This window comes from Corallococcus carmarthensis, assembly GCF_003611695.1.
GTDB lineage: Bacteria > Myxococcota > Myxococcia > Myxococcales > Myxococcaceae > Corallococcus > Corallococcus carmarthensis.
In genome coordinates this window covers 1-11955 of the sequence record NZ_RAWE01000268.1, presented here as the reverse complement: position 1 = coordinate 11955, position 11955 = coordinate 1, and the positions used below count along the sequence as shown (strand labels likewise).

The following is an 11955-nucleotide window of genomic DNA, read 5'->3' as shown; positions in this document are numbered from 1 at the left end:
GACTGGGCTGGTGCGGGTGGGACTCGTGGCGTACGTGGAGGAGCAGCTCGAGCGCGATATTTCGCTGGGGAGGCTGCCGAGAAGCGGGCAGTTGGGCTCGGAAAGGATGCTGGCGCGCATCTACGGAGTGAGTCGGGGCACGGTGCGCGAGGCGCTAAGGCGGCTGGCGGCGCGGGGCCTGGTGGTGCAGCGCTCCGCGCGCAGGGCATGCGCGGTGGCACTGGATGAGTCGCTGACGCTGGAGAACCTGGGCCTGGCGCTGCATGACGAGCGCCGCCCGGAGTGCCGGCGGCTGCTGGAGGGCTTCTTCAGCCTCAAGCGGCAGGTGCTGGTGGATTTGCTGGCCGACTGCTGCGCGAGAGCCTCAGCGGCGGACCTGCGCCCGTTGGAGGATGCCTGCTTCAGGCTTTGGGACGCGGCGCGATGGCACCCGGGGGTCCGCTGCGCGCAGTTGGAATTCGAGCTGCTGAGGCTGGCGGCCCGGATCGCGGAGCGCCCAGGGCACCTGCTCCTCATCCAGTCGCTGCAGTGGGCCTTGCGAGGCAATGCGTCCCGGCTGCTGTCCCTCATGGGCGGCGAGTCGCTGCGCCAGTGGACCACCTGCGCGATGGGGGCCCTGGACACTCGCGACGTGCGGCGACTCCTGCACGAGCTGCCGGCGCTGCTGAAGGCGTGCGATGAGCGAGTGCTGAACGACTTCGCCCCCGTCCCCCAGGAGCAGGAGGAGTCCCCCGAAGCCCAGGGCGCCCAGGAGGGCCTCCTCAGCGCCCTCGCGTCAGTCTCCGCGCCGGACGATACGCTTGAGGCACGCTCCTGTAATGAGGAGCATGACCTCGGAATCGGCGGCCCTGAACCAACCGCGGACGTCAACGCGGCGCTCGGGATTGCACCCTGTTCCCAGGTGGAAGACCAGCCGGTGGAGCCCGACAGCGAGGCGCTGCGGTCTTCAGCCACCCCGGAGCTCGCCCACAGAGAGGCCGAGGAGAAATGCGCCGGGGACGTGATGGGCACGCCCTTGGGGAACCTGTCCGACTGCAGGACAGATTGCGACGCTTCGGCTGCCACAAGGGGTTTCCAGCCGGAGGCGCTCCCCACCGGCATCCACGGACAAGGCCGCGGGGTGGTGCGCAAGGAGGACAGGCCCTGTGGCAGTCAGCTCCTGGCCACCTGCCTGGACTCCGGTCCGCTGTCCCCTCAAGGGGGCGTCATGCACAAGGGGATGATGCAGCTGGCATTTGTCCTGCGAGTCCTTGCCGGCGGAGCGGCGGGCTTCATGCCGGCCACGCAGGCCGAGGCCACTCCCCTGTGTCCCAGCATCTGCCTGGATCCGGACTGCACCTGCCAGTCGAGGTGCTGGCACGAGCGCGTCGGCGGCTACGTGTGTGAGGACTCCTGCGGCCTCGAATGAAACCGCACCGCCCGCATCAGCGCAGCCGCTGACCGAAGGCCCGCAGCCGGTCGCGGGCCTTCAACAGCTTCTCCCGGGGGATGGAGAACACCGCGCGCACGCGCTCCGGGTCGCCACACCACGCGCCGCCGTTGAGCACCACGTGGGTGTGCTCGTAGACGATGCGCGGCAGGTTCTCCGGCGTGAGCTTCACCCCCTCCACCGAGCGCCCCAGCCACGCCGTCATCCGCGGCGCGAGGAAGAGGCCGCCCGCCTCGGTGGACTCCGCGCGGCCGTCGTCGGGCAGCGCCTCCGCCAGCAACGCGCGCTTCTCCGCCAGGTCGCGCCGCATCCGCGCCAGGTAGCTCCGCAGCGCCTTGTGCCGCGCGGCGTAGAGCAGCTGTCCATCCGGTCCGCGGGCATGGGCCGCGTACAGGTACGCCGCCGCGCGCGCGGTGGGCGTGTGCAGCACGCCTGGAGCACTGTCGCGCAGCGCCGCCACCAGCGCCCGGTCCTTCGTCGCCACCCAGCCCACGCGCAGGCCTCCGGCCGCGAACTCCTTGGACAGCCCGCCCAGCAGCACCGTCCGCGCACCGATGCCCGGCACCGCGCCCTCCAGCGTCACCGGGCTGTGCACCGTCTCCGCCGTGGGGTTGGTGAGGTTCACCAGGCCGAAGATTTCATCCGACACCCAGAGGCAGCGCTGCTCCACCACGAACGTCGCCAGCGCCATCAGCTCCTCATGTGACAGGTAGTGGCCCGTGGGGTTCGCCGGCTGCGACAGCACCACCGCGTCCGGCATTCCGCCGCGCGCACGGCGCGACAGCAGCGTGCCCAGCGGTCCGGACTCCACCTCGCACCCCGCCGCGAGGAACGTGGGCGCGAGCACGCCATAACAGGGCGTCACCAGGAACACGCGCGGCACCCGGCCCAACCGCTGGCGCAGCGCCACGCCCAGGTGATGCATGAGCGGCCAGACCCCCGGCGCCACGACGACGTCCTCGGGGGCATAGCGCGCGCCGCGCGTCTCCAGCAGGAAGGCCGCCACGGCCTCCGCCAGCCCCGTCTGCGCTCCATCCGCGCGCGGCGCGACCCCCGCCGCGATGAGCCCCTCCACCAGCGGCAGCGGCAGCGGGCCCTCGTTCTCGCCGTAGTCCAGGCGCACGAGCTCCGGGTCGTCCTCGCGGAAGAACCGGGGCGCGAACGCGGGCAGCGCCGACAGCCGCGCGATGCGCTGCGAGCGGGGCAGCGGCACCTCCGGCACCCGGTGCGGCGAGGGAGGCTCCGGCTCCGCGAACGCCATGCGGAAGGCGAGCAGCTCCGAGAAGGTGCGCTCGTAGAACCACTCCGCCAGGACGCTGATGCGCGAGTACGTCACCTCCGCCGCCACCTCCAGGTCCGCGCGCAGCGGCTCCGGCACGGGGAGCAGCAGCGTCAATTCCAGGTCCGGCCACACCGCGTTCTTGATGAGGCCGTACAGGATGACCAGGTTGGGCGCGTGCTGCGTCCGGGCGAGGAACTCGAAGAGGGTGCGCGGCTCCACCTCCCCGGTGATGTTGAAGAAGGCGCTCTCGTCCAGCACCACCCAGATGCCCCGCCGCGCGGCCTCCGCCACGATGTCGCGCAGCACCGCCAGGTTGGTGCGCTCGCCCGGCTCCACCGTCAGGAGCACGGCCTTCACGTCGAAGGCGCTGAGCAGGCGGCGGATCTCCCCCAGCGTGTTGTGCGTCACGGTGGCGCGCACGCCCGCCTTGTCCAGCGCGCGGGCGTAGAGCGGGTGCAGGCTGCGCGACACCAGCACCGTGTCCCCGGGGTCGCACGTGGCGAGCAGGAAGGAATAGACGGCCTGCTCCCGCTCGGGCGCGACGAACAGCGAGTCCTCCGACAACCTCAAGCCGAAGTGGCGGTCCAGATAGCGGGCCACCAGCCTGCGGAAGGACGCGTCACCGGCCTCGTGCGCGTAGGGCAGATACGGCGCCTGGGACAGCCGCTCCGCGAGCGCCGTGACGAAGCCCAGCTGCTCCGGGGACGCCGCCCCCAGGTCCAGCTCCTCCTGGAGCGCGGCGATGCCCAGCGAGCGCAGCGCGGCACGCAGGGCCAGCGTCTCCCGGGGCAGCGACAGGTGGGCTTCCCACACCGCCACCTCGTGCCAGATGGGGTGGCCTGACTGGAGCCAGCCCAGCGCCGTCGCCGCGCGCAGGGGCTCCGGGCTGTGGGCCTCCATGAAGAATTCGAACTCCCGCCCGGTGCGCTGCTCCAGCGACACCAGGGGGCGGATGTCCGTGTCCGCCGCCTGCATCACCCGCCGCGCCACGCGCACGCGGGTGGTGAAGCCGCGCCGGGTGAACATCCGCGCGATGATGGCGCGGCCCGGACGGCCCGCGAGGTTCAGGAGCAGCCGTCCCCCCGGCAAGAGCCGCTCCGGCGCCTCGTTGAGCAGCCGCGCGATGAGCCCCAGGCCGAAGTGGTCCTCGTAGACGTTCTGCAGCGACGTGTAGTTGGACAAGTCCAACAGCGCCTGTTCATCCGCCTGCGCCAGCTCCGCGGGCAGCTCGTCGCCGCGCAGCACCTGGGGAATGCACCCGACGATGAAGTCCCACGCGGGCGCCTGCGGCAGTCCGAGCAGCAGGTCGCTCTCACCAAACGACAGCCGCGACACCAGCTGCTCGTCGCCGTTGAGCCACGCGTTGCAAAGCCCCACCGCCGGGGCCTGCGGGTTCAGGTCCAGCCCCCGGATGCGCGCGAGCCCCGTGAACTTCGCCAGCGCGATGCAGATCCACCCGGACCCGGAGCCCACCTCCACCAGCTGCTTGCCGGCGTACTCGTCCAGGGGGACCTTCAAGAGCCCCTCCAGGAACGTGAACGCCCACGCCTCGGGCGCGAAGATGGACGGCGGAATCAGCAGCTCCAGCCGTTCCTGGGACGCGCCCACCGCCACCACCACCGACGCCAGCCGCAGCGGCGCGCCCTCCGGCTGGTCGCGCGACAGCTCCGCCAGTTCGCGCAGCTCCGCCAGCGCCCGCGCACGCTCCTCCGGCCGGGCCAGCGCCTCCGAAAGCGTACGCAATTGGACAAAGGCTTCACGGGGTGACGCGGGATAGGTGGCCATGGCGGGCCCGACTGTCCGGGCCCGCCTGTGCCCTGTCAACGACAGCCTGACCGCGAATGCCTGACGCATCGCAGTATCAATTTACAGATTGTCATTTCCAGTTTACATGGGAAATCTTGTGTCAACCGCCAGTATGCAGTGGCCCCACCGGGCGGCCCCCACTCGCCCGGTGAGGACGCTCGATGAAAAGACAATGGCAGTTGGCCTTGCTCGCGGTGTTCGCCGTCATCTTGTTACACGCGCAGCCGGCCCAGGCGCAGATCGCCGCCGCGCACGTGTATCACAATCACATGCCCAACTTCTGGGCGTACTACGACCTGACCCAATACAATGCGACACCGGTGGGAGGCCCCATCCGCTACGCGTATGACGGGCAGGTCATCCAGATAAAGCAGTCACCTCCGGCCAACTACACCTATTTCCTGCCGTCGGGCGCGCCCATGCCGCACGACGACCTGGTGACGTACTACTCGCACCACGCGAAGGTGGGCGCGTATCAGTTCTGGCCGCCGGACGTCGCCGCGGACATGAAGGCCAATGCCTCCACCGGGCAGGTCCACGTCACCATGTCTGGCGCGGTGGTGAACAACGTCAACGACCTGGTCACCCGCCACAACGTGTCCGGCTACGACAACGCCAGCTGGGGCGCGACCTGGAGGGACCGCTACACCAACCTGCGCACGCCCGCGGGCAACCGCTCGTTGGACCTCATCCACTTCACGGGCCACCACTCCATGGGCCCGCTGGTGGGGCCGGACTACTTCCTCAAGGACCTCATCTACCAGAGCGCCACGCTGTCCCAGTCGTACTTCCTGGGCAGCGGCTTCACGTCCTCCAAGGGCTTCTTCCCCACGGAGCTGGGCTTCTCCGAGCGGCTCATCCCCACGCTGGCGAAGCTGGGCGTGAAGTGGTCCGTCATCGGCGACAACCACTTCTCCCGCACGCTGAAGGACTACCCGTTCCTGAACGACCCGGGCTCCGACACGCTGGTGTCGCCGCCCAACCGCGCGGACCTCCAGAACACCAGCACCGTGGGTGCCTGGGTGAGCGAGGGCATGGCGCACGAGCAGCAGGTCATCCGCAACAAGTACCCCTTCGCCTCCACGCCGCACTGGGTGCGCTACGTGGACCCGGCCACCGGCGCCGAGTCGCGCGTCGTGGGCATCCCCGTCAACCAGAACGGTTCCTGGCTGGAGGGCTGGGAGGGGCAGGCCACCGTGGACGTGGTGGGCCTGCGCAACTTCGAGGGCCTCACGCCGCAGAAGCAGTTCTTCGTGCTCGCGCATGACGGCGACAACTCCGGCGGGCGCGCGGGTTCGCTCGACACGTGGCTCAACGGCCGCGCCGTCACCTGCTCCGGCGGCGTGCAGTGCCTGGGCATCGACGAGTACCTGGCCTCCAACACGCCTGTGTCCACGGACGTGGTGCACGTGCAGGACGGTTCCTGGGTGGACACGCGTGACTCGTCGTCCGACCCGCAGTGGCACCACTGGCGGCTGCCCTTCGGCATCTGGAAGGGGCAGTTCCCCGCCTTCAACTCCGCCACCGGCCTCAACCTGGCGCCCAAGACGAACCTGAGCGGCGTGCAGGAAGGGATGACGGTGTCGCTGGAGCACGGCTGGCACTACCTGGAGCGCAACTTCGCGCTGCTCCAGGCCGCGCTCAACTACGCGAAGACGGCCGAACAGCTGTGGCTGGACGCGCACCCCAACCACTGGAAGCCCACCACGGCGCTGGACTCGCAGGTGACACACACGGGCAACCAGCTCAACCCGTGGATGATGTCCTTCCCGGTGAAGGGCGACGCCGCGAACGACTGGGCGGGCGGCGCGAACCCCGCGGAGCTGGCCTGGTACTTCCTCCTGCCGGCCATGGACTCCGGCTTCGGCTACTACGACGAGAACGTGGACGACAACGTGAAGCCCACGCTGTCCTTCAACCAGTCGCTCTACTTCTCCAAGCCGTACGTGCAGGACCGGCTGGCGCAGGACCGCACGGGCCCGTCCCTCTGGTGGGCGAATCGCTGGCCGTACAACCCGGGCAGCGCCAACACGGACAAGTCCGAAGGGTGGACGCTGCACCACTTCGACAACACCTTCGCGCTGTACACCTACGCCTTCGACGTCAGCGGCATCACCAGCATCAAGGCGCGCGTGCGCGTGCACACGGCGAAGAGCATCGACCCGCTGGACAACACGCCCCGCGTCTATGACCCGGCGGCGCTGAAGACCGCGGGCGTGCCCAACATCGATCCGTCGCGAGTGGGCGCCTGGGTGGACTACCCGCTCCAGCGCCGCGAGCTGCGGCCGGTGATGAATGGCGTGGCATGGCAGCCGGCGTACCTGCCGGTGATGCAGAAGGTGGCCGCGCAGGAGATTGGCGACCTCTACTACGCCTACCTGAGTGCGTACCGCGACCAGGTGGTCGACTACTACATCGAGGCCACCGACGCGCGCGGCAACGTCACCCGCAGCGAGATCCAGTCCGTCTACTTGGGCGCGGGCAAGTACCGGCAGGAGGGCGGAAAGTACATCGAGGACGTCAACGGCACGGTGGCGGGCACCTACCCGTTCCTCCGCGTGGACACCACCGCGCCGTCCGTCCCCACGGGGCTCGCGGCGACGCGCACGGACCGCTCGGTGACGCTCACCTGGGCGGCCTCCACGGACAACGTCGGCGTGACGGGCTACCAGGTGTTCCGCAATGGCACGCAGGTGGGCACGCCCACCACGGCCAGCTACACCGACAGCGGGCTCACGGCGGGCACGGCGTATGGCTACACGGTGAAGGCGCGGGACGCGGCGGGCAACACGTCCGCGGCGAGCACCGCGCTCTCCGTCACCACCCTGCCCCCGGACACCACGGCGCCTTCCACGCCCACGGGGCTGAGTGCTTCGGACGTCACCAGCTCGTCGGTGGTGCTGAGCTGGACGGCGTCCACGGACAACTACGGCGTGAGTGATTACCTCGTGTTCCGCAATGGCACGCAGGTGGCGGCGCCCACGGCGACGACGTACACGGACACGGGGCTCTCTTCGAGCACGGCGTACAGCTACACCGTGAAGGCACGCGACGCCGCGGGGAACACCTCCGTGGCCAGCGCGGCGCTCTCCGTGACCACCGGCCTGGGGTACACGACGACGGTCTATTACAAGAAGGGCTTCACCACGCCGTACATCCACTACCGCCCCGCGGGCGGCACGTGGACCACCGCCCCCGGGGTGCTCATGCCGGACGCGGAGGTGGCGGGCTACGCGAAGTACACGGTGAACCTGGGCTCCGTGCAGCAACTGGAGGCGGTGTTCAACAACGGCAGCGGGACGTGGGACAACAACAACGGGAGCAACTACCTGTTCCCCACGGGCACCTCCACCTTCAACGCGGGCGTCATCACGGCGGGCGGGCCGGTGAGCGACACGTCGGCGCCGTCGGTGCCCACGGGCCTTACCTCTCCGTCGAAGTCCGCGACGACGGTGTCGCTGAGCTGGACCGCGTCCACGGACAACGTCGGGGTGACGGGCTACCAGGTGTTCCGCAATGGCACACAGGTCGGCACGCCCACGGCGACGACGTATACGGACAGCGGGCTGTCGTCGAACACGGCGTTTAGCTACACGGTGAAGGCGCGAGACGCGGCGGGCAACACGTCCGCGGCGAGCACCGCGCTCTCCGTCACCACCAGCACGGGCAACACGGCGACCGTGTATTACAAGAAGGGCTACGCCACGCCGTACATCCACTACCGCCCCGCGGGTGGCACGTGGACGACGGCGCCGGGCGTGGCCATGGCGACGGCGGAGGTCGCGGGCTACGCGAAGCACACGGTGGACCTGGGGTCGGCCACGCAGCTGGAGGCGGACTTCAACAACGGCAGCGGCACGTGGGACAACAACGGGGGACTCAACTACTTCTTCCCCGCGGGCACCTCCACGTTCAACGCGGGGACCATCTCCGCGGGTGCGCCGTCGCAGGACACCACCGCGCCCACGGTGCCTTCGGGGCTGACGGCTCCGTCGAAGACGGCGACCACCGTGTCGCTGACGTGGACGGCGTCCACTGACGCCAGCGGCATCGCGGGCTACGACGTGTATCGCAATGGTTCGCTGGTGGGCTCGCCCACGACGGCCAGCTACACGGACACGGGGCTGACGGTGGGCACGGCGTACAGCTACACCGTGCGGGCGCGGGACACGGCGGGCAACGCGTCCGCGCAGTCCTCCGCGCTCTCCGTCACCACGTCCACCAGCGGAGCCACGGTGACGTTCAACGTCACGGCGAGCACCGTGATGGGACAGAGCGTGTACGTGGTGGGCAGCGTCGCCGCGCTGGGGAGCTGGAGCCCCGCGAGCGCCATCCTGCTGTCCGCGGACAACTACCCCACGTGGGGCGCGGCCGTCGGGCTGCCGGGGGCCACGGCGATTGAGTACAAGTTCATCAAGAAGGACGCCGCCAACAACGTCATCTGGGAGAGCGGCGCCAACCGCACCCTGACGACGCCGGCCACGGGCACCTCGACCGTGAACGACACGTGGCGCTGAGCCGTTGAAGACGCCTCGCGGCGGGCCTGAAAGCCCGGGTCCGCCGCGGGGTGTAGTGTCGGGCCGTGGAGGGCACCCGGTGAAGCCACGGATCGCCGTGACGGCGGATGACACGGATTGGCGGATGCCGGTGGGCGGCCCCGGGCTGCTGCTGGAGGTCCCATCCTGGGGACACTGGCGGCGGCGGCCCCTGCTCCATGTCGAGGCCACCCGGCCCTACCTGCTGCGCGTGATGCTGGGCGGCCAGCCGCTGTTCTGGATGCGGGTGGACGACTGATGGGACGGGTGTTCGTGGCTGCGCGGGCCCGCGAAGCTCACGGGCGCGTTCGCCCCCATCACGGCCGAGGAGGCCCGGCGTCATCCGGATCCAGGCTCACCCGAATGGTGGGCCGCGTGGAGCCGGTGGTGGGTCCACCAGTTCGAGGCGTCCGAGCCTTCGCTGCTGCACGCGGGGCGCTGGTGCCTGCGGCCGCTCCAGACGGTTCCCGTCACGCAGGCCCGGGGCTACTCCACCGTGCCTGGCATCGGGGCGGGGTTCTTTCCGGAACCACCCTGCGGGCTCGACGCGGCGTTGCGCTTCCCGCCCTTCCGAGCGGAGGACTGGTCCTGGGCGGGGCCCGGCGTCCTCCCGGAGCGCAGCGGTGGGGTGATGCCGCTGCGCGCGCCGGCACCGGAGAACGACAGCCGGGTGAAGGCGTGGCGCAAACACGCGCGGGACGGGACGCTGCCGCCCGTCCTGCTGACCTACTTCACCCTGGTCGAGCGGTGGCTGGTGGTGGATGGCCACGACCGGCTGCACGCGGCGCTGCTGGAGGGGCGTGAACCGCCGCTGCTGGGCCTCTGGTCCGTCATCGAGGTACCGGTGGTGGAGGACCTGTCCACGCTGTTCCGCCGTGAGGGCTCCCTGAAGGCGGCGGAGCTGCGGCTGCGCGCGAAACCCGGCGACGTCGACGCGGTCAATCGCATCCTCCTGCGCGACCACGAGGCGATTCAACGGCTCGCGGTCACGCGTGCGTTCCCTTTGCGAGGAGGGGCGGCGGCCTGGAAGGCGGAGGTCACCGCCTGGCGGAAGGGGTCGGGCGTGGAGGTGGCTCCGGACGACTGGGAGACATTCCTCTCGGGCTGAGCGGAAAGCGGGGGTCAGAGCATGTCGAACAGCAGGCCGAGCAGCTTGAACTCGACCTTGTAGAGCGTCTTCAGGAAGGTCCCCAGGACCGAAGGCTCCACGTTCACCACGTCGACGGCGAGCAGGATCTTCTCCGGCAGGATGGTGAGCGCCAGCCCCAGTTGGACCATGGAGGGCGCCAGGATCTGCCAGTTGACGATGGGCTGGGAGACAACGATGGGCGTCGTCGCGCCCGGCTGTCCGGAGGCGGGACCGGCGCCCGCGAGCAGATACATCGACTGGCCATAGACATACGCGCCCGTGGCGAACGCTCCCTTCCCTGCGGTCCCGTCCGGGTTCTGGGTGGTGACCCGGAACGACATCATCCCAGGCCCGCCCCCTTCGACCAGCATGCTCCACAGCTGGTTGACCTGGGAGGGATTGGAGGGATCCGGCAGGCCCTGCGTCGAGCCGGGAGACAACTGCCGGTTGAGTCCCATGGGCTGCAGGCAGGCGTCACCCGGCTTGACGATGGGGTTCTCCACACCGAAGGGGAGGACCAGGCTCCGGTTGAGTCCCGCCGGCAGGCCAATCATCAGGAGCACGTCGCCCGGATGCTCGGCGGGAATCGGCAGCGAGGAGACGGTGCCGCTGCCGCTGGGGAAGGTGCTCGCGAAGTAGGACTGGGCGAACGTCGGCGTCATCAGCAGCGCGCAGTAGACGGTGGCGCTCTGCTGCACGGACAACGAGAAGCTCCCATCGCTGCCCACCGACGTCAGCCAGGACGTGTTGCCCACAATCTGCGTCTTCGACTCCAGCGCGAACAGCGCCACCTGATACTGCTGGGGGTTCGCGAAGCCGATGACCTTCCCCGTCACCGTGCGGGCGCTCGACATCGAGCCCCAGACGCTGAACGGCAGGTTGTTGAAGACGATGGTGGGCTCTTGCGTGCTGTAGGGAGAGCCGTTCGCGATGCCGTTGATGTTCAGGATGGTCTGGACCGACTGGGACATGTGCGCTCCGGGGGATTGAGCCGGGCAGGCCCAACAGCAAGCCCCGTGCCCTGGTGGCCCGTAGAGCGTGCACGGCCCTGGAGTCGTTCCGGCTGCGTCCTGGCCGGACGAAGCCGCGTCCTCCGGGGTGCGTCTATCCCTGCGGCGCGGCCGGCGTCAGCAGCAGGTCCGACAGGCCGGGCTTGGAGCGGCGCAGCAGGTCCTCCAGCGAGTACTTGTCCAACGTGGCGAGGAACGCGTCACGCGCCTCCGCCAGCACGCCCTTGAGGCCGCACGCCGGCGCGATGGGACAGGTGTTGCGCTCGCGGTCGAAGCACTCCACCAGGTGGAAGTCCGGCTCGGCCGCGCGCACCACCTTGCCCAGCCGGATGTCTCCCGGAGCCTTCGCCAGCAGCACGCCGCCCGCGCGTCCGGGCTTCACCTCCACGTGCCCCTCCTGCGCCAGCGTCTGCACCACGCGCACCAGGTGGTGCTTGGAGATGCCGTACGCGTCCGCCATCTCCTGCGTGGACGACGGCCGCCCCGGCCGTGCCGCCAGGTACATGAGGACGCGCAGCGAGTAGTCGGCGTGAAGGGTCAGGTGCAAGGTCAGGCGGCTCCGGCGACGGGCCCCGCTCGCGGCACGCTCGGCAGGAAGGCATCCGCGTGGATGTCCTTCAGCGAGAACCCCGCGAGAAAGAGCTTCTTGCGCAGGGATAGCACCGCTTCGGCGTTGCCGCAGAGGAACGCCCGCCAGCCCGCCGGCCGCCTCGGAAGGCAGCCCAGGACCCGCGTCTCCAGCGCCCCCTCCTCCACGGCCCCAC

At 69.9% G+C, this 11955-nt stretch carries 7 protein-coding genes and 1 pseudogene; 4 read left to right on the top strand and 4 right to left on the bottom strand.

The features are described 5' to 3' along the window. On the top strand, nucleotides 1-1408 hold a 1408-nt coding region (locus tag D7X32_RS39400; RefSeq protein ID WP_439329045.1), incomplete at its 5' end, for a FadR/GntR family transcriptional regulator. Nucleotides 1409-1424: 16 nt separating this feature from the next. Here D7X32_RS39400 and D7X32_RS39395 read toward each other — a convergent pair. Further along, nucleotides 1425-4496: an aminotransferase class I/II-fold pyridoxal phosphate-dependent enzyme gene (locus tag D7X32_RS39395; RefSeq protein ID WP_120607669.1), complete on the bottom strand. Its 3072-nt coding sequence runs from the start codon at nucleotides 4494-4496 to the stop codon at nucleotides 1425-1427. A gap of 182 nt (nucleotides 4497-4678) precedes the next feature. Here D7X32_RS39395 and D7X32_RS39390 point away from each other — a divergent pair, with 182 nt between their 5' ends. The 3 genes from D7X32_RS39390 to D7X32_RS47240 all read left to right on the top strand — a co-directional run bounded on the left by D7X32_RS39390 (nucleotide 4679) and on the right by D7X32_RS47240 (nucleotide 10160). After that, nucleotides 4679-9034, top strand: a complete 4356-nt coding sequence (locus D7X32_RS39390; RefSeq protein WP_120607668.1) for a carbohydrate binding domain-containing protein — start codon at nucleotides 4679-4681, stop codon at nucleotides 9032-9034. A gap of 79 nt (nucleotides 9035-9113) precedes the next feature. After that, the gene (locus D7X32_RS47245) at nucleotides 9114-9311 is read left to right on the top strand and encodes a hypothetical protein (RefSeq protein ID WP_244239438.1); all 198 of its coding nucleotides are present in this window, start codon (nucleotides 9114-9116) and stop codon (nucleotides 9309-9311) included. A 372-nt stretch (nucleotides 9312-9683) separates the two neighbouring features. Then, the gene (locus D7X32_RS47240) at nucleotides 9684-10160 is read left to right on the top strand and encodes a hypothetical protein (RefSeq protein WP_244239437.1); all 477 of its coding nucleotides are present in this window, start codon (nucleotides 9684-9686) and stop codon (nucleotides 10158-10160) included. A gap of 14 nt (nucleotides 10161-10174) precedes the next feature. Here D7X32_RS47240 and D7X32_RS39380 read toward each other — a convergent pair whose 3' ends face one another. The 3 genes and pseudogenes from D7X32_RS39380 to D7X32_RS39370 all read right to left on the bottom strand — a co-directional run. Continuing rightward, complete coding sequence (locus D7X32_RS39380) at nucleotides 10175-11152, bottom strand: hypothetical protein (RefSeq protein ID WP_120607667.1); 978 nt, start codon at nucleotides 11150-11152, stop codon at nucleotides 10175-10177. 133 nt (nucleotides 11153-11285) lie between these two features. Beyond that, a complete protein-coding gene (locus D7X32_RS39375) occupies nucleotides 11286-11738 on the bottom strand; it encodes an RrF2 family transcriptional regulator (protein ID WP_120607666.1) in 453 nt (150 codons plus the stop codon). A gap of 2 nt (nucleotides 11739-11740) precedes the next feature. Then, nucleotides 11741-11955, bottom strand: a pseudogene (locus tag D7X32_RS39370) (2Fe-2S iron-sulfur cluster-binding protein); the annotation flags it as partial.